17 protein-coding genes are annotated in these 18,439 nt (G+C 64.5%); 5 read left to right on the top strand and 12 right to left on the bottom strand.

The genetic code is table 11. The features are described from left to right. Window positions 1-44: 44 nt before the first annotated feature. Entirely contained in the window at window positions 45-1,655 is a 1,611-nt protein-coding gene (locus tag IVB01_RS25825) for an NAD(P)/FAD-dependent oxidoreductase (RefSeq protein WP_247278482.1), read from the bottom strand. A gap of 268 nt (window positions 1,656-1,923) precedes the next feature. Between IVB01_RS25825 and IVB01_RS25820 the strand changes: the two genes are divergently transcribed. Beyond that, window positions 1,924-4,203 (top strand): fused MFS/spermidine synthase, encoded by a 2,280-nt coding sequence (locus IVB01_RS25820; RefSeq protein ID WP_247494981.1) that lies wholly within the window; start codon window positions 1,924-1,926, stop codon window positions 4,201-4,203. Between the two features lie 134 nt (window positions 4,204-4,337). Here the strand turns inward: IVB01_RS25820 and IVB01_RS25815 are convergent, their stop codons facing one another. From IVB01_RS25815 to IVB01_RS25800, 4 genes are all read right to left on the bottom strand, one after another. After that, entirely contained in the window at window positions 4,338-5,321 is a 984-nt protein-coding gene (locus IVB01_RS25815; protein ID WP_247278484.1) for a glycerophosphodiester phosphodiesterase, read from the bottom strand. A 69-nt stretch (window positions 5,322-5,390) separates the two neighbouring features. Next, the gene (locus IVB01_RS25810; RefSeq protein WP_247278485.1) at window positions 5,391-6,176 is read right to left on the bottom strand and encodes a L,D-transpeptidase; all 786 of its coding nucleotides are present in this window, start codon (window positions 6,174-6,176) and stop codon (window positions 5,391-5,393) included. 339 nt (window positions 6,177-6,515) lie between these two features. Continuing rightward, complete coding sequence (locus tag IVB01_RS25805) at window positions 6,516-7,277, bottom strand: ABC transporter permease (RefSeq protein ID WP_247278486.1); 762 nt, start codon at window positions 7,275-7,277, stop codon at window positions 6,516-6,518. Then, complete coding sequence (locus IVB01_RS25800; protein WP_247278487.1) at window positions 7,274-8,197, bottom strand: ABC transporter ATP-binding protein; 924 nt, start codon at window positions 8,195-8,197, stop codon at window positions 7,274-7,276. Before IVB01_RS25800 ends, IVB01_RS25805 begins: the two co-directional genes overlap by 4 nt. A 289-nt stretch (window positions 8,198-8,486) precedes the next feature. On the opposite strand from IVB01_RS25800, the gene IVB01_RS25795 reads away from it, so the two are divergent. Next, window positions 8,487-9,206: a hypothetical protein gene (locus IVB01_RS25795; RefSeq protein WP_247278488.1), complete on the top strand. Its 720-nt coding sequence runs from the start codon at window positions 8,487-8,489 to the stop codon at window positions 9,204-9,206. Here the strand turns inward: IVB01_RS25795 and IVB01_RS25790 are convergent. Further along, window positions 9,203-10,381, bottom strand: coding sequence for a cytochrome P450 (locus IVB01_RS25790; protein WP_247494980.1), 1,179 nt, complete (start codon window positions 10,379-10,381; stop codon window positions 9,203-9,205). The genes IVB01_RS25795 and IVB01_RS25790 overlap by 4 nt on opposite strands. A gap of 118 nt (window positions 10,382-10,499) precedes the next feature. On the opposite strand from IVB01_RS25790, the gene IVB01_RS25785 reads away from it, so the two are divergent. Then, window positions 10,500-10,934 carry a MarR family transcriptional regulator gene (locus IVB01_RS25785; RefSeq protein WP_247278489.1) on the top strand — a complete coding sequence of 145 codons (435 nt, stop codon included), beginning with the start codon at window positions 10,500-10,502 and terminating at the stop codon, window positions 10,932-10,934. 180 nt (window positions 10,935-11,114) lie between these two features. Continuing rightward, window positions 11,115-12,056 (top strand): LysM peptidoglycan-binding domain-containing protein, encoded by a 942-nt coding sequence (locus IVB01_RS25780; RefSeq protein ID WP_247278490.1) that lies wholly within the window; start codon window positions 11,115-11,117, stop codon window positions 12,054-12,056. Between the two features lie 155 nt (window positions 12,057-12,211). Here the strand turns inward: IVB01_RS25780 and IVB01_RS25775 are convergent, their stop codons facing one another. Continuing rightward, window positions 12,212-13,285, bottom strand: a complete 1,074-nt coding sequence (locus tag IVB01_RS25775) for a tartrate dehydrogenase (RefSeq protein ID WP_247278491.1) — start codon at window positions 13,283-13,285, stop codon at window positions 12,212-12,214. Between the two features lie 142 nt (window positions 13,286-13,427). On the opposite strand from IVB01_RS25775, the gene IVB01_RS25770 reads away from it, so the two are divergent. Further along, the gene (locus IVB01_RS25770; RefSeq protein WP_247420289.1) at window positions 13,428-14,252 is read left to right on the top strand and encodes an aspartate dehydrogenase; all 825 of its coding nucleotides are present in this window, start codon (window positions 13,428-13,430) and stop codon (window positions 14,250-14,252) included. Between the two features lie 4 nt (window positions 14,253-14,256). Here the strand turns inward: IVB01_RS25770 and IVB01_RS25765 are convergent, their stop codons facing one another. The 5 genes from IVB01_RS25765 to IVB01_RS25745 all read right to left on the bottom strand — a co-directional run bounded on the left by IVB01_RS25765 (window position 14,257) and on the right by IVB01_RS25745 (window position 18,315). Further along, entirely contained in the window at window positions 14,257-15,558 is a 1,302-nt protein-coding gene (locus tag IVB01_RS25765) for a sorbosone dehydrogenase family protein (protein ID WP_247278492.1), read from the bottom strand. A gap of 142 nt (window positions 15,559-15,700) precedes the next feature. Then, entirely contained in the window at window positions 15,701-15,910 is a 210-nt protein-coding gene (locus IVB01_RS25760; protein WP_247278493.1) for a hypothetical protein, read from the bottom strand. 170 nt (window positions 15,911-16,080) lie between these two features. Then, window positions 16,081-16,707, bottom strand: coding sequence for an isoprenylcysteine carboxylmethyltransferase family protein (locus tag IVB01_RS25755; protein ID WP_247278494.1), 627 nt, complete (start codon window positions 16,705-16,707; stop codon window positions 16,081-16,083). A gap of 27 nt (window positions 16,708-16,734) precedes the next feature. Further along, complete coding sequence (locus IVB01_RS25750) at window positions 16,735-17,766, bottom strand: NAD-dependent epimerase/dehydratase family protein (RefSeq protein WP_247278495.1); 1,032 nt, start codon at window positions 17,764-17,766, stop codon at window positions 16,735-16,737. Window positions 17,767-17,796: 30 nt separating this feature from the next. Next, entirely contained in the window at window positions 17,797-18,315 is a 519-nt protein-coding gene (locus IVB01_RS25745) for an Mpo1-like protein (RefSeq protein WP_247278496.1), read from the bottom strand. Window positions 18,316-18,439: the final 124 nt, after the last annotated feature.

Below are 18,439 nucleotides of genomic sequence, written 5' to 3'. Positions count from 1 at the left end.
GTGCGCAGGCATCTCGACAGGCGATCCACAGCTCGTCCACAGACCTATCCACGGCTTCCGAACAGCGACCGGTGATCCCTCAAGATCACCTGTGCGGCGTTGTGGCCGGGAGCGCCGGTGACACCGCCACCAGGATGGGCGCCGGAGCCGCAATGGTAGAGGCCTTTCAGCGGGCCGCGATAATCGGCATGGCCCAGCATCGGCCGCGCCGAGAACAGCTGGTTCAGCGTCAGCGCGCCGTGGAAGATGTCTCCACCCAAGAGGCCGAACTGCCGCTCAAGATCGAGCGGCGAGAGGATCTGGCGGCCGAGCACGCTCGCCGCAAAGCCCGGGGCATATTTGTCCACCGTCGCGATCATGAGATCGGCGACCTCGTCACGATGGTCGTCCCAGGACTTTCCATCGGGAAGCTCCGGCGCGACGTGCTGGCAGAATAGGCTCGCGACATGTTTGCCTTCGGGCGCCAGCGTGCCGTCCAGCGTCGAGGGGATCAGCATCTCGACGACAGGTTCACGGCTCCAGCCCTGCGCGCGCGCATCGTGATACGCGCGGTCCATGTAGCCGAGGCTCGGTGCCAGGATAATGCCCGAGGTGAGATGATCGCCCTGACCGGGGAGCGCCGTGAACGAGGGCAGGCGGTCCAGCGCCACGTTCATGCGGAAGGTGCCGGAGCCATTCTTCCAGTGCCGGATACGGGCGAGGAAGTCTTGGGGCAGGGCGTCGGCCGCAACCAGCCGCGTATAGAGCAGTTTTGGGTTGACGTTGGCTGCGACATATTTGGCGCGGATGGCGGTGCCGTTCTCCAGCACTACGCCGACCGCGCGGTCGCGCTCGACGATGATCTCGCGCACGCCCGCGTCGGTATCGATCGCGACGCCCCGATCGCGCGCAGTGCGCGCCATCGCCTGCGTGATCGCGCCCATGCCGCCGATGGCGTGGCCCCAGACGCCCTTCTTGCCGTTCACCTCGCCGAAGGCGTGATGCAGCATCACATAGGCCGAACCCGCCGCGTAGGGACTGGCATAATTGCCGACGATGGCATCGAAACCGAACAGCGCCTTGACAAGATCATGCTCGAAACGCTCGTCCAGCATCTCGCCGGCGGAGCGGGTGAAGAGGTCGAGCAGGCTGCGGCTCTGCTCCAGCGTCAGCCCACGCAGAATGTTGGCCGTCTTTAACGCATTCACGGCCTCGCGGATCGCGCTCGTGCCAAAGCCGTCAAGCAGGTTCGGCGGCGCGCGCAGCACGAACTGCCTGAGCACGTCGGCAATCTCTTCCAGCTCGCGCGTGAAACCGTCGAGCGCATCGGCGTCATGCGCGTTCAGCCGCGCCACGGAATCCTTCGTCCGCCCCTCGCCGGTGAGGAGATAGCTGCCGTCGGGTGCGGGTAGAAAATTCTGCGCGCGCCGTTCGACGATGCGCAAGCCTTGTTCCGCAAGATTCAAGTCGCGGATCACCTGCGGATTGAGCAGGCTCACGGTGTAGGCCGCGACCGAATTTCGGAAGCCGGGGTGAAATTCCTCTGTGACCGCCGCTCCGCCGATCACCTTGCGGCGCTCGACCACGCGCACGCGTAGACCTGCCGTCGCGAGATAAGCTGCGCAGGTGAGGCCGTTATGGCCAGCGCCGATGATGACGACGTCGGTTTCTGTCATGAAGTGTTCAAGTCCAATCCACCGTCATTCCGGGCGCGCGGAGCGCAACCCGGAATTTCGAGGTTCCAGGTTCGATGCTTCGCATCGCCCCGTACGACATCTGTATATCAAGCATTCCTCGCCGCAACATCAGGAGCGCCTTTATTGCCCGTTCAGGCGCCTTGTGCTCCATTGCGGCCGTCCGGCGCCCGCCGGGGGCATCGTCCGACGCGTTCTGTCGCGCGAACCGGTGCCCACTTCGCTGGAAAACGCTTTTGCCGGAGCTTCCATGGATTCGATCGTGCAACCCGCCGCCACGGAGCAGCCGTCCTCATCACGCAACCGGCTGTTGCTGACGGTCTACACCGCCGCGATCTTCGTCAGCGCGCTCTTGCTGTTCTCGGTGCAGCCGCTGTTCACCAAGATGGTGCTGCCGCGGCTCGGCGGCTCGCCGGCGGTGTGGTCGGTCGCGATGGTGTTCTTCCAGTCGCTGCTGCTGGCGGGTTACGCCTATGCGCATCTGTTGATGCAGGTCAAAAGCCGCATCGTTCCGGTCGCAGTGCATCTGGTGCTGCTGATCGCGGCCTTGGCGACCCTGCCGCTCGGCATCGCCTCCGCCTATGGCGAGCCGCCCGCTTCGGGCTATGCGGTCTGGCTGCTCGGCCTGTTCGTGGTCTCGATCGGCCTGCCGTTCTTCGCGCTCGCCGCCAACAATCCACTGTTGCAAGCCTGGTTCGTCCGCACCGGCCATCCCGCCGGGCACGATCCCTATTTCCTCTATGCCTCCTCCAACATCGGCAGCTTCCTCGCGCTTTTGTCCTATCCGTTCCTGCTGGAGCCGATGTTCACGCTGCACACGCAGAACCGGTTGTGGACCGCCGGCTATGGCCTCCTGATCCTGCTGATCGCCGCCTGCGGCGTGCTGCTGTTGCGCTCGCCGCAGCTGACGGTGGTCGATGCGCGAGCGGAGGAGGTCAATGCGCCGGCGCCCGGTCTGGTGACGCGGCTGCGCTGGATCTTCCTGGCCGCGGTGCCGTCGGGTCTGCTCATCGCGGTGACCGCGCACATCTCCACCGATGTCGCGGCGGCACCGCTTCTGTGGGTGCTGCCGTTATCCCTGTATCTGCTCACCTGGGTCGTCGTGTTCCAGTCGCGTCCGCTGCTGCCGCACAAATGGATGCTGATGCTCCAGCCGGTCGCGATCGCGGGCGTGGTTGTCCTGCTGGCTTTCGGCGGGGAGCAGAACCTGCTGCTCACGCTCGGCGGTCATCAATTGTGCTTCTTCCTCATCGCCATGGCCTGCCACGGCGAACTGGCGCGGACGCGGCCGGCAGCCAAATATCTCACCGGCTTCTATGTCGCGCTGTCGTTCGGCGGCATGGTCGGCGGCCTGTTCGCAGGGCTCGTCGCGCCGTTCACCTTCTCGTGGATCGCCGAATACCCGATCCTGATTGCGCTCGCCGCGCTATGCCGGCCGTCGGCGAACGAGCGGCTGGCGGGCATCGTCAAATGGTACTGGCCGGCGCTCGCCGCGCTCGCGGTGGCGCTCGTCGCGCCCTCCACTACGACGGGCGACCTCTCGACCTGGTTCGAGGACCATCGCGTCTGGATCGCCGGTGCCGTCGGCGGGCTGGCAGCTCTTCTGGCGCTGACGCTCAATGCCGGCCGCTGGAAGATTTTTGCGACCGTCGCCCTCGCGTTGGCGTTGATCCGGGTCTATCCCGCAGACGAGGGACGCGTCACGACGGTGCGCAGCTTCTTCGGCGTGCACAAGATCGTGGTGACGCCCGGCGGCTATTTCCACGTGCTGATGCACGGCACCACGATCCACGGCGCGGAGCGCTTCCGCAACAATGATGGCACGCCGGTCGTCGGCCGGCCCGAGCCGATCACCTACTATCACAAGGACGGCGGCATCGGTCAGGCGGTCAGCGCGATCCGCGAGCGCAAGGGCGCGCCACTGAAGGTTGCTGCGATCGGTGTCGGCTCCGGCACGCTTGCCTGTGCTGCTGAACCCGGCGAGAGTTGGAAATTCTTCGAGATCGACCAATCCATGGTCGACGCAGCGCGCGACCCCAGGAATTTCCGCTACATCTCGAGCTGCCTGCCGGATATGAAGCCGGTGATCGGCGATGCGCGGCTCACCTTCGCAAAGGAGCCCAACGGCGCCTACGACCTCATCATTGTCGATGCCTATTCGTCCGATGCGATCCCGATTCACCTTGCGACCAAGGAGGCGATGAAGATCTACAAGGACAAGCTCGCCCCGTATGGCGCCGTGGTGATGCACGTCTCCAACCGGCATCTCGATCTCGAGACCGTCGTGGTCGGCATTGCCGATGCCAACGATCTCACGAGCTGGGTCTTCAACGAGGATTCCGGGCGCGATTCCGATTACATCTTCTCGACCGACGTCGTCATCTCCGCGCGGGAGGAGGCGGACATCGGCAGGCTCGCTTCCTCGAAGTCATGGGAGCAGACCGAAGCTGACGACAGGATGCGGGTCTGGACCGACGACTATTCCAATATTCTGGGTGCGCTGTATCGGCGCTTGCGGGACGGGGAGTAGGGCAGGCGAAGGTATGGCGCGCAGATCCACAAGAGGTCGTCATGCCCGGGCTTGTGCCGGGCATCCACGTTCTTCGGACGACGACGGAACGCGTGGATGGCCGGGACAGGCCCGGCCATGAAGACGGATAAACCTTACGGCGCCACCGGCGTCCCCGCCGGCAACGCAATTCCCTTCTCGCCGGCGATCTGCCGCAACAGGTCCGGCCTGTCGGAGATGATGCCATCGACGCCGAGCTCGATCATCCGCGCCATGTCGTCGGGCTTGTTGACCGTCCACACTACGACGCGCAACCCAAGTCCGCGGGCCTCCGAGATGAGCGCCCCGGTCACATCGCCGAAATAAGGCGACCAGACCGCGCCACCGGCGGCCTTGATCGTCCGCGGCAGCGAGCCGCCGTGATCCGCAGGACTGAAGCCCGCCGTCCAGTTGGTGGCTTTGTCGAGCGCCACCGTCTGGCCTGACCCGCGCTGGAGCGTGAGGTACACGGTTGGTATTTTCGGTGCTTGCTGCTGCACGAGCAGCAACGTTCTCCAGTCGAACGACTGGATCATGACACGCTCGGAAAACTGTTCGGCCTCGATCAGGCTGAGCAGCCTGGTGACGAAAGCCTGCGGGTCGAGCGTTTCGTCCGGATGGTTCGGATCGATCTTGGTTTCGATGTTGAAGCGCACGCGCATGTTGCCGGACTTGCGCACCAGCGCGAACAGCTCGCTCAAGGTGGGAATGCGTGTCCCCGGTAAGGCGCGCTGATCGGGGAATTGCTTTGCGTACCCACTATCCGGCCGGATCCGGCCGACGTCGTAGGTCCTGACCTCGTCGAGCCGCAGTTTCACGAACGGCATGCCGGGCGGAGTGATGTAGGCCCCGTCGGGGCCGCGCGTGAGATCCGGATTGAGCCCGCGCTCATGCGAGACGACGACTTCGCCGTCGGCAGTCACGCCGACGTCGAGCTCGAGCGTGTCCACGCCCATCGACAGCGCGTTGGCGAAGGCCGGCAGGGTATTTTCCGGCAGCAGCGCCCGCCCGCCGCGATGCGCTTCGAGGTCGAATCCCATCGCCGGTCCCGCTAGCAAAGCCCAGAGCACAGGCAGAATGGTCGTGGCACGTGGCGGCATGATGCCTCGAATGGCAATCTGTTGGTCGTGCTGATCGCCGAGCGCGGTTGGCGGAAATGGTTGCGAGCGTCAGTTCTGATAATAATAGCCCCGCGGCTGATAAACGTGCCGGGGCTGTGGCTGATAGGAGTAGCCCTGCTGGCTATAGCCCTGGTCGTAATAGGGGCGCGGCTGCTGCTGCTGATAGACCTGCGCGTCATAGAGCGGGCGGCTGGCCGAGCGCGGCGCCGGATAGCGTGCGCCGGTGTCGCTGCCGTCGGCCGGATAGATGTAATTGTCGTCCTGCGGCATGTAGCGGCGGGCGGGCTGCGCCGGCGGCGTCAAGTTCACGGGATCGCCTGCGGCACTGTATTGTTCTTCGGCGGGCTGTGGAGCGCGGGCGACGGCGGTGGGATTGCGGCCGCGCGGATTGCGCGCCAGCGCCACCTGCGCCGAGCCGGTCAACGTCACCGTGGTGTTGAGCACGCCCTGTTGCTGCACCAAGGCATAGAGCGTCGAGGCATTCTGACGCGACAGCCGCACGCAGCCATGCGAAGCCGGCGAGCCGAGCCGGCCGACCGAATCGGTGCCGTGGATGGCGTGCCCCACCTTGGTGAAGAAGATCGCGTGCGGCATCGGCGCGTCGTCGAATTCCTTGGAGTAGTGATCCTCTTCCATGCGGAAGGCGCGGAACGCGCCGTTCGGCGTCTCGCGCGAGGGGATGCCGGTCGACACCGGCCAGTGATAGCGCGCGACGCCGTCGACGGCGACGGTCATCTGTTGGTTGTCCTTGTCGACGGTGATCTCGACCTTGGCGTGCGCGGCGCCCGCGCTCAAAAGCATCAGGGATGTGAAAGCAATCAAAAATGTACGCATCTGACTTCCGGCCTCCGGCCTGTTCACGCTAGGCGCCGCGGCTCTCCGTCCCCGGCGTGCATTATGCCTGTCATTCGGCGTTGGTTCCAGTGGCCTGCCTGTCCATCGTTAACGTCATGCCTGATGTAAGCAAGGCCGTCTTGTGCCGCACGGCGCCCGGCAGCGCTGACATTTTCGCGAGCCGGACGTGGATTCACAACGCCGGCAAAGGGGCAATTGGTACCCCACCTCGTCATTCGGGGGCGCCACGCAGTGGCGAACCCGGAATCTATTCATCGACCAACTCTGCTGCACGATGGATTCCGGCTCGTGCTTCGCACGCCCGGAATGACGGCAGGCTCAATTCTTCAGCCGATACCCCGTGCGGAAAATCCACCAGATCACGATCAGGCAGGCCACCAGGAATGCCAGCGTCATGCCGACGCTGACGGACACGCTGACATCCGCGATCTCGTAGAAGCTCCAGCGGAAGCCCGAGATCAGATAGACGACTGGGTTGAGCAGCGCCACCGTGCGCCAGCCGGCCGGCAGCATGTCGATGGAATAGAAGCTGCCGCCGAGGAAGGTCAGCGGCGTCACCACCAGCATCGGGATCATCTGCAGCTTCTCGAAGCCGTCGGCCCAGATGCCGATGATGAAGCCGAACAGGCTGAACGTCACCGCCGTCAGCACCAGGAAGGCCAGCATCCAGACCGGATGGTGAATATGCAATGGAACGAACAGCCCGGCGGTGGCGAGGATGATCAGGCCGAGGATGATCGACTTGGTCGCGGCGGCGCCGACATAGCCGAGCACGATCTCGAAATAGGAGATCGGCGCCGACAGGATTTCGTAGATCGTTCCGGTAAATTTCGGGAAGTAAATGCCAAATGAGGCATTCGCGATGCTCTGCGTCAGCACCGAGAGCATGATCAGGCCCGGCACGATGAAGGTACCGTAGCTGACGCCCTCGACCTGACTGATGCGCGAGCCGATCGCGGCGCCGAACACCACGAAATAGAGCGAGGTCGAGACCACCGGCGAGACGATGCTTTGCAGCAGCGTGCGCCAGGTGCGCGCCATTTCGAACAGGTAGATGGCGCGGATGGCGCGGTGATTCATGACGTCCTCACGAGATCGACGAAGATGTCCTCGAGCGACGATTGCGTCGTGTCGAGATCGTTGAAACGGATGCCGGCGGTGCGGAGGTCGCTGAGCAGGCTGGTGATGCCGGTGCGATCACCCTTGGTGTCGTAGTCGTAGACCAGCGTGGCGCCGGAATCGCACAGGTCGAGCTTATAATGGCTGAGGCTCTGCGGCAGCGCGTCGAGCTTGCCCTGCAAATGCAGCGTCAGCCGCTTCTTGCCGAGCTTCTGCATCAAGGTCGTCTTGTCCTCGACCAGCACGATCTCGCCCTTGTTGATGACGCCGATGCGGTCGGCCATCTCCTCGGCTTCCTCGATGTAGTGCGTGGTGAGGATGATGGTGACGCCGGACTGCTGAAGGCCGCGCACGACCTCCCACATGCCCTTGCGCAGCTCGACGTCGACGCCGGCGGTGGGCTCGTCCAGGAACAGGATCTGCGGCTCGTGCGACAGTGCTTTTGCGATCATCACGCGGCGCTTCATGCCGCCGGAGAGCGTGATGATCTTGTTGTCCTTCTTGTCCCATAGCGAGAGGTCCTTGAGGACCTTCTCGATGTGATCAGGATTCTTCGGCTTGCCGAACAGGCCGCGGGAGAAGCTCACGGTCGCCCACACGCTCTCGAAGGCATCGGTGTGCAGCTCCTGTGGCACCAGGCCGATTAGAGAGCGCGCCTTGCGGTAGGAGGTCTGGATGTCCTCGCCGGCGACGAGGACGCGGCCCTCGCTCGGGTTGGCGATGCCGCAGATGATGGAGATCAGCGTGGTCTTGCCGGCGCCGTTGGGGCCGAGCAGCGCAAAGATCTCGCCACGCTTGATGTCGAGACTGACGTTCTTGAGCGCCTTGAAGCCGGACCCATAGGTTTTCGACAGATTGGCGACGGAAATGATAGAGGACATGATGGCCGCAAGGCTGAGGGGCAAAGGCTGGGGAGGGAGGCTGGAACCCGTCCCGGGAGGGCGGGTCAGCGGAGCCATGAGATAGGAACGCCGTTGCCGGGTCGCAATTGCTCAGAGAAAAATGGTCTCAAAACAGGCCCTTCAGTGGCAGGTTTCAGCCAAGTGTTGCGCGATGGTCACGGAGCGCGGCTAAGATTGTCGCTCACGCGGCTCTTTGTTGCGTCTGCGAGCGGGCCGTGGCTACGATTCCGACCAATCGCGAAGCGTATTGTCCCCAGGGAAAACATCGATGAGACCGAACGGCCGTCACACCGCCGGCGCCAGCCAGTTGCCCGCCCTCCGCATGTGGGCGATGGGCCTGCTTCTGCTGTCAGCTGTTGCCATAAGCCCGACCGGCGCCAAGGCCGCGCCGAGCCAGGCAGCGGCAGCGACCACGCATGTCTACCTGCTTCGTGGCGTGCTCAACATCTTCTCGCTCGGGCTCGACACGATTGGCGCCCGGCTCCAGGCGCAGGGCATCCCGGTGACCGTCGCCAACTTCGTCTCGTGGTCCTCGCTCGCCGATGAAGCGGCGACCGCCTACAAGGCCGGCCGCCTCAAGACCATCATCCTGGTCGGCCATTCCTCGGGCGCGACCGCGCTGCCGGACATGATCGCCAAGCTGAACCAGCTCGGCGTTCCCGTGAAGCTCGCGATAGGCCTCGACTCCGTGTTCAAGACCAAGCTCTCGACCGGCGCCGAGCGCTACATCAACATCTATATCGGCGATGGTCCCGGCGAGCCGGTGCGGGCCGCGGCTGGCCTGCGGGGCAAGCTTGACAATGTCGATGTTCGCGGCACCGGTGTTGGCCACATCTCGATCGACAAGAACGAGGCGATCCAGCGCCGCGTCATCGCGGAAATCAACGCCGCGATCATGCGCTCGCGCGCCCCGGCTGTGCCGGTCGCGGAGCCCGGTGTGCCGCGGTCAGCGCGCTCGGCGGCCGCAGCGGCTCCGGCCAGGAACTAGGCCGCCATCACCCGCACCGGCATGCTCGCAAGGCCGCGCAGCGAATTGTTGAGCCTGCGCCTCGGCTCTGCCGTGAGCTCGATGGTCTTCACGCGCCTTGCGAGCTCGCTGAAGATCAATTCGCCTTCCAGGCGCGCGATCATCTGGCCGACGCAGGCGTGGATGCCGGCGCCGAAGCCGACATGGCCCGTCGCAACCCGCTCGACGTCGAAGCGGTCGGCTCTGTCCCAGCGTGCGGGATCGCGGTTAGCGGAAGCCATGAACAGCAGCACCTTGCGATGCGCCGGGATCACGCCGCCGCCAATCTCGACATCGCGCGAGGTGGTGCGGAAGAACGTCTGCACCGGTGAATCGTAGCGCAGTCCTTCCTCGAAAGCATTGCGCGCCAACTCCGGTTTGTGATGCAGCTTGCGATATTCATCCGGATGGGTGGCTAGCGCAAGCAGGGTGTTGCCGATTCCGTTGACGGTGGTGTCGATCCCCGCGGTAAGGAACGGCCGCACCAAATGCGTTGCCTCGTGCTCGCTGATCTCGCCCTCGTCGGCCGCTTGGTAGATCATCATGCCGAGCCCGTCGGGCCGTAGCGCATCTCGCGCGCAGCATTCCATGATCCAGCTTTGGGCGGCGAGACCTTCCTTCCGCGATGCGGCCAGCATCTCGTTGTCAGGGCCAAAGCTGTCGAACACGAACGTGCTCCAGGCCAGCAGCTTGTCACGGCCATCCGGCCTGATGCCGATCGCATCCGGAAACACCTTCATGGGATAGGCTTCGGCGAGATCGGTTACGGCATCGAATGTGCCTTTGTCGATAAGCTCCGACACCTTCTTCTCTGCTTCACGCTGAAACGTCTCGCGCAGCTTTCTTGCGAGACCCGGAGACAGCGTACGGCCGAGAACCCGCCGGCCTTTGTCGTGGTCGGGAGGATCGATCTGGAGCGTCAGCGGCTTCGGGAGTGCCGGGTTCATGCCGTGGAGCCCGACGCCCTCGCCACTGATGAACGTCTTCCAGTCCTTCAGGGCTGGTTCGACCTCGGCACAGCCTGCCATGGCCCACACGCCGTAACGCTCCAGTGCGAACGCAGGCCCGAGCGCGCGCAACGCCTCATAGGCGGGATAGGGGTCGATCAGGAAATCGGGCGCAAACGGGTCGACCGGACTCGATGCAATGCCGCTCATGGTCAGCTCCCAACCGCTATTGCTTCGCCAGCGGGCACTGACCGTCGCTCTCGGAGCGGAACGCGTCCTCGCCTTGATCGTGGCGACGACCTTCAGCAGATCCCAAGTGGAGGTCGACTTGGAGACATCGCTGGATCTGCGGGCGCTGCAGCGGACACCCGGCTTCATGCTGCGCCTGGCGCAGCTGAAGTTCTTCGAAGGCTTCTACGAGGAGTTCGCCGCGTTGGGCCTGACGCCCGCGACCTATGCGATCTTCGTCGTCATTCGCGACAATCCCGGCGTTCCCCCCAGCAGCCTTGCCAGCCTGCTCCGCCTGCGTCTGCCGAACTTGATCAAGATCCTGAACGAGCTCGAGTCATCCGGCTTCATCAAGCGCAACCGCTCGAAGTCGGATCGCCGCGCCGTCGAGTTCATGCTGACGCCAAAGGGCGCAAAGCTCATTCAGGAGGGGGCAAGGCTGACGCAGCCCTACAATGAAAGGATGCTGGCGCCGCTCAGCGACGCGGAGCAGCGCACGCTGCTCGACCTATTGAACCGGATTCTGCCGCTTTAGCTCTCGCGACGCCGGCCTGAGGCCGATCGTCGCAAAGCCTGTCATCTCCCGCGGATACGCGGCAGCTCGATGGATTTGCGAGGGGCCGCAGCCGGTTCCGTGCCCCAAAATCCACCCAATCGGTGGTCACTAAGCCCGGCAGGGAAGGCCGTTGCCTTCCGTGGTGGGACTGGTGGACTGATGATTCGTTTGAGGCGACTAGTCGCGCTGGCCGCGGTTGCGCTGCTCGCCATGAGCAGCGGCGTGGCCGCGACCTCACCGGCCAAGTCCAAGGCCACCGCGGCCGTCCCCGCCGCGCCGCCGCCGCCCCCGTTCGAGCCATTGCCGCCGCCGAGGGTCTACCTGTTCCGTGGTGCCATGGGCCCGATCTTCTCGACCGGCATGGACCGGCTCGGCGAGAAACTGACCCAGGCCGGCTTCTCGGCCGATGTCTATGAATTCACCCTGTGCCGGCTGATCGGCAACCGTGTCATCGCCAGCTACAAGGAGAAGGCGGCACCGATCGTGCTGGTCGGCCATTCCATGGGCGGGCTGTGCTCGATCGTCATCTCCGAAATGGCGGCGAAGGAGAACGTCCCGATCAGCCTCGTCATCGCCATCGATCCCGCGCATGCGACCGGCGACGTCCCGCTCAATGTCGAGCGCTTCATCAACATCTTCCTGTCCGACAGCGTGCTGGGGGGCGGCGATGTCGTGGCGGTGCCCGGTTTTCGCGGTCATTACGCGAGCTATGATCTGAAGGAAAACGCGCGCGTCTCGCACATCAACATCGAGAAGTCCGACGACATCCATCGCCAGATCGTCGAGATGGTGACGCAGTTGCCGCGCATCCCACCGCAGGCCCAGGCTGATGCCGTGCCGCTGCGCTATCTCGTGCCCGGCGATGCACTGGTCGAGTTGTGGGATAGCGGAGTTCGGCTGCCGGTTCGTCGGGGCGACACCATGGAGAGCATCGCCGCTGCCAACCGCGTGCCGCTGTGGTCGCTCGCGCAGAGCAATTCATTGCCGGAGAACGCGCAGCTCGTCCCGGGCCAGACCATCATCGTTCCGCGCCACCTCACCCCTCCGGCGCCGGCCGCCGCGATGGCGACGCCGCCGGCGGCTCCCGCGGGGCGGAGGTAGAGCGCATCATCGCTGCGAAAGCAGCATTCATTGAGCGTCCGGCTGTTCCGCAAATTCGTCACGCCCGGGCTCGTCCCGGGCATCCACGTTCTTGGTGCCGCACGAAAAGGTCGTGGATGGCCGGGGACAAGCTCGGCCATCACGGAGAGTGGCGATCAGACGTTCGACCCGTGGATCGCGTCGATCACGGCATCCGTCACTTCCTTCGTCGTCGCCTTGCCGCCGACATCGGGTGTCAGCACGCCGGCTGCGCAGACGCGCTCGACGGCGGCCATCAGTCGGCTCGCCGCATCCTTCTCGCCGAGATGCTCGAGCATCTGCGCGCCGGTCCAGAACGTTGCGACCGGATTGGCGATGCCCTTGCCGGTGATGTCGAAGGCCGAGCCGTGGATCGGCTCGAACATCGAGGGGAAGCGGCGCTGCGGATCGATGTTGCCGGTCGGCGCCACGCCGAGGCTGCCCGCCAGTGCGCCGGCGAGATCCGAGAGGATGTCGGCATGGAGATTGGTCGCCGCGATCGTGTCGAGGCTCTTCGGATGCAGCGTCATGCGCACCGTCATGGCATCGACCAGCATCTTGTCCCAGCTGACGTCGGGAAAATCAGCGGCGACCTCGGCCGCGATCTCGTCCCACATCACCATGCCATGGCGCTGCGCGTTCGACTTGGTCACGACCGTGAGCAGCTTGCGCGGACGCGATCGCGCGAGCTCAAACGCATAGCGCATGATCCGGGTAACGCCGACGCGGGTGAAGACCGCGACTTCGGTGCCGACCTCTTCCGGCAGGTCCTTGTGGGCGCGGCCGCCCATGCCGGCATATTCGCCTTCCGAATTCTCGCGCACGATCACCCAGTCGAGATCGCCGACGCCGACATTGCGCAGCGGCGAGGCGACGCCCGGCAGGATTTTTGTCGGCCGCACGTTGGCGTATTGGTCAAAGCCCTGGCAGATCGGCAGGCGCAGCCCCCACAGCGTGATGTGGTCAGGCACGTCAGGCGCACCGACCGCGCCGAAATAGATCGCATCGAATTTTTTCAGCTCGGTGAGCCCATCGGCCGGCATCATCACGCCGTGCTTCTTGTAATAGTCCGAGCCCCAGTCGAACGTTTTGACGTTGAAGGCGAGGTCGCCGCTGCGTTTTGCCAGAGCCTCCAGCACGCGGATTCCGGCCGAGATGACCTCGGGACCGATCCCGTCGGCGGGAATGGCTGCGATCGAATGGGTGCGCATGAGAATACTCCGTATCAGTGGGATTGCGGCGGCGGATCACAGTCCACGCCATGCCGGGGATCGGTAAGGCGAACTCAATTCGCACTGGCTTATACAGAAAACGATACGCTATGACATCAATCCAGCCAGAAAGTGGGATGCGATGACCGAACATAAGGCTTCGAGCGATTTGCGGATTGCCATCGCGGGATTGGGCTCGATCGGCACCAAGATCGCATCTGCGTTGGATCAAGGCATCGAGGGACTGACATTGTCGGCGGTGGCGGTGCGCGATCCCGTCAAGCATCGGGCGTTTCTCAGCGGCCTGCGGCGGGCACCATCCGTGCTATCGATTGATCAGCTCGGCGATGCCGCCGACATCGTGGTGGAATGTGCACCGAGCCGGCATCTGCGCGAGATCGTCGAGCCCGCGGTCAGGCGCGGCAAGGCCGCGCTCGTGGTCAGCGTCGGCGGGCTGCTCGACAATTTCGATCTCGTCGATGTCGCCCGCGCCAATGGCGGCCGCATCATCGTGCCGACCGGCGCGCTGATCGGGCTCGACGCCGTCAACGCGGCCGCAATCGGCACCATTCATTCGGTGAAGATGGTGACGCGCAAGCCGATCGACGGCTTGAAGGGCGCGCCGTTCATCCTCGAGAACAGCATCGATATCGACAAGCTGCGCGAGCCGCTCAAGCTATTCGAAGGCACCGCGCGCGAGGCCGCAAAGGGTTTCCCGGCCAATCTCAACGTCGCGGTCGCGCTGTCGCTTGCCGGCGTCGGGCCGGATCGCACCCAAGTGCAGATCTGGGCCGACCCGACCGTGACGCGCAACGTTCACCGCATCGAGGTTGAGGCAGATTCCGCACGCTTCTCGATGGGAATCGAGAACATCCCGTCCGAAAATCCCAAGACGGGGTTGATCACGGCGCTGTCGGTGATCGCGCTGCTGCGCAAGCAGCGCGCTACGCTCTGCGTTGGGACGTGATCCTCTAAGCGCCCGTCACGCGCCAGATCACGTTGCCGACGTCGTCGGCCATCAATAGCGACTTGTCGGGGCCGATCGCGACGCCGACCGGGCGGCCGTAGGATTCCTTCTCATCGGGCGCGAGGAAGCCCGAGAGGATGTCGCGCGCGGGGCCGGAGGGACGACCGTTCTCGAACGGGATGAACACCACCTTGTAGCCGGACAGCTTGCTGCGATTCCACGAGCCGTGCTGACCGATCACCATGCCGTCCGGGAAGCCGGGCAGGGTGCCCGCGGGCATCCAGCACAGGCCGAGCGAAGCGGTGTGGCCGCCGAGCGCATAGTCCGGTTGAAGCGCCTTGGCGACCATCGCCGGATCCTGCGGCACGCGGTCGTCCACCGTCTTGCCCCAGTAGCAATAGGGCCAGCCATAGAAACCGCCGTCGCGCACCGAGGTCAGATAGTCCGGCGGTGTCTCGTCGCCGAGCCCATCGCGCTCGTTGACGACAGTCCAGAGCACGCCCGTCGTGGGCTCCCAAGCCAGGCCAACCGGATTGCGCAGGCCGGCAGCAAAAATGCGATGCGCGCCGGCGGCGAGGTCGAGCTCATAGATCGCGGCGCGGCCTTGTTCGACCTCCATCCCCATCTCGGCGATGTTGCTGAGCGAGCCGACGCCGGCATAGAGCTTCTTGCCGTCGGGGCTCGCAAGCAGGCTACGGGTCCAGTGGCCGCCCGGCTTGAAATTGGTGAGCCTTTTGCCCGGCGCAGTGATGCGATCGGCGCCCGCGACATAGGGAAACGCCATCACGCCGTCGGTGTTGCCGACATAGAAGGTGTCGCCGACCAGCGCCATGCCGAACGGCTGGCGGAGGTTTTCCATGAAGGCGCCGCGAACCTCCGCAACGCCGTCACCGTCCCTGTCGCGCAGCAGCGTGATGCGGTTGGCGGAAACGCCGAGCGCGGCGGCGCGCCGCATCGTCGCTTGCATCGCGTAGTGAAACACGGTGCGCGGAGGGCTGGCGATCTGCGTCGCTTCCGCGATCAGCACATCGCCATTGGGCAGCACCTCGATCCAGCGCGGATGATCGAGGCCGGTCGCAAACGCATTGACCTGGAGCCCGGGCGCGACGGACGGCTTCTGGCCCGCGCTCCAGCCGCGCGCGGTCGGCATCTTGAGCGTCGGGATCGTGCCTTGCGGCTTGGCCTCGGGGATCGCTGGCTTCTCTCCCCAGGCGGGTGCGGGCTCGGTGCCCGATAGCTTCCGCCATTGCAGCGCGATGCCGCCGAGGAGCGCAACGAACTGCGCAAAGATGCCTGAAAACGTCATGAGAAGCCCCTGTTTGCGCGCGCATCCAACTGGCTGGCGGCTCGGACGTCAACCTGTGCGGTGCGTCGTCAGGGTCTATTCCATTGGAATGGCAGCCGATCGAATTTGCATGGGACGAGCGCCGACGGGCTGTGCGGGGAGATCAGCGGCCGATCTGCCGCTCGAGCCGCCGTACCGCGCGAAAATCATCGAGATGATGGATGTTCGGCGCAAGCGCGGCCTCCTTGGACAGGAGGTGATAGACCCGCGCCACCGTGCGCTGCTTTCGCTTCGGCCGCCCGGGCGGCAACGCCCGCGCCTTACGGACGGCGGCAATCGCGTGCTCGCGAAAATAATCGTAGGCATCAGACATGGCGATGCTCTGCGGCTAGTTGCAGGCGTCGTGGGTAACGGGCGCAGGGAGCGGTGGTTCCTCATAACAGGCAGGGTTGATGCGGTCCCACGCACTGCTTCCCCAGCGTCGTCCTGGCGAAAGCCAAGCTTTCGCCAGGATGACAACGGCGGATATGGCGGCTGGTTACGTCACCGCGGCGACAGGAACGGAATAATCATCGGCACGCGGCGGCAATAGGCGCCATAGGCGTCTTCGCCCAGTTCCTTCGACAGGAACACCTCTTCCATCCGGCCCTTCTGCCACATGCCGAGCGAGATCAGGATGGCGCCGAGGATTGCGGTGACGGTGCCGACCGCGATGCCGGTCGCCAGCATGCCCGCGATCAGGCCGGTGTAGATCGGGTGGCGCACGATGCCGTAGGGGCCGGTGTCGACGACGCGATGATCTTCCTTATGGGTGATGGTGTTGGACCAGAACTTGCCGAGATGCAGCCGCCCCCACCAGGTGAAGGAGATGCCGGCGAGCACGATCAGGGCCGTGATGTAGACGCCGGTGTTGCTGAACACCCAGAGCGGCTTCTCGTTCAGCACTTCGGCCGTCCAGGGCGTGAACAGGATGCCGCCGACCAGGATCGGGATCCGATAGCGGCCGGATTCCAGCGTCATCACCTGCTTCTGGGTGCGGCCCTGCCAGAACGAGGCGCCGACCCAGCTTACGAGCCAGGCGAGCCAGATCAGGGCGAGCAGTTGCGTCGGCCAGGTCGTGGTCCAACCACCCCAGGCGACAGAGAGAAGCTTGCTGAAATCGAAGGACATGAAGGTTCTTTGCGTTGGGCCGAGAGCTCAGCTCGCGCGCGAGGAGAGCGCGTGATGCTCGAGCGAGCCGGAGGCCGACTGACCGTTGCGGGCGAGAAGATGGGTGATGGTTTCGCGCAGCACAGGCTCGATCGGACGCGGCGAATAGCCGAGTTCGGTGCGCGCCTTGCCGATCGAGAGGTCGCTCGCGGCCAGCGCAATGCGCACGCCCTCGGCAGTGCCGTTGGGCGGCCGGCGCGTGATGCGATCGGCGATGTATTCGAGCATGATCGCGGAGAGCTCGGCGATCCTGCCGGGCACGATGATTGGAAACTGCCGTCGGCCGCTCATCGCCGACATCATCCGCAGGATGTTGCCGAGCGGGACGCAGTCGCCGCCCAGAATGTAGCGCTGGCCAACCCGGCCGCGTTCCATGCTCAGCACGAGGCCCATGGCGACGTCGCGGACGTCGACGAGGTTGACCAGGAAGTTGAGATGCGGCTGCACCTTCTTCTGGAGGAAGTACCACAGCATCGCCGTCGGCGGCGTCAGATTGTGGTCGGCGGCACCGATCGGCATGGTCGGCGTGCCGATCACGAGCGGAAAGCCACTTGCTGCGGCCTTTGCGGCGCAATGCTCGGCGAGCGACTTCGAGCGCGTATAGGCGCCGGGCATCGCTTCGGCAGGCTGCAGAGCCTCTTCGGCGGGAACACCGTTGAGGTCGGAATAGGGGAACAGGATCGATTCGGTCGAGCAGTGCAGGAAGCGCGACACGCTGCGCTTCATCGCGGCCGCGAGCACGATTTCTGTGCCGCGGCAATTGACCTCATGAAAGTCCTGCTTGTTGGCGACCCACATGCCGGGAAGGCCGGCGAGGTGATAGACCTGATCGACGCCGGTCAGCGCGGCATCGACCGCATCGCGGTCGAGCACCGAGCCATGGGCATATTCAACGTCCGCGTGCGCCGCGGCCGTCGGCCGGACATCGAGGACACGCACCTGCTGCCCGCGGGCGCGGAGCGCTTCTACGAGATGATGTCCGATGAAGCCGCTGCCACCGGTAACCAGTACGAGAGCCATGAAGACGGTTTGCTGTTTCGCTTCTGGAAGTTATCGGGTCGAAAGGGAATTGGCCGGAAGAGGCGCCAGAATCGCGGCAAGGTCGCGACGGAAGCCCAATGCAATGAATAATTTCGCCATGACAAACATCGGTCCAAGCAGGAAATGCGTGGGGTGATCGACCATCGACGGCTGCCGTTCCTCGAAAACCTTGTGACCGACAATCTGCGCTGCGACGCCAATGCCGATCAGCACGGCAAAAATCGACCACATCATGGCGACCGAGACCTGATTGCCGATTGCGGTTGCGACTGAAAGCAGCACGATCATCGAGACCAGGATGGCGAACCCGATCCCGGCGTCCAGCATCAGCCAGTAGACCAGCACGGGCAGCGCCATGATCACCGCCAAGCTGACCTCGATCCCGAAGACGGAGACATGCACGAGGGTCAGCGGCAGCACGGCGCCGGTGAACAGCAGCAGGATGCCGACCACGTGCATCGCGCAGTTCCAGGGATCGCGATGATATTCGACGTAGTCGGCCAGTTGGCGTTGAAAATAGCCAGCCATCTCGCTCTCGTTCAGCACAGGGTCGGGGAAGGACGAAAAAAGCCTATAGCACCTGACCGGGCGGTCACAAACCGGCCCTATTGTCGCGCGAAACCGTGCTGTTGCGCTGTGAGACAGGTCACAA

The organism is Bradyrhizobium sp. 164 (genome assembly GCF_023073715.1).
Lineage (GTDB): Bacteria > Pseudomonadota > Alphaproteobacteria > Rhizobiales > Xanthobacteraceae > Bradyrhizobium.
This window is presented reverse-complemented; position numbering and strand designations above follow the sequence as displayed.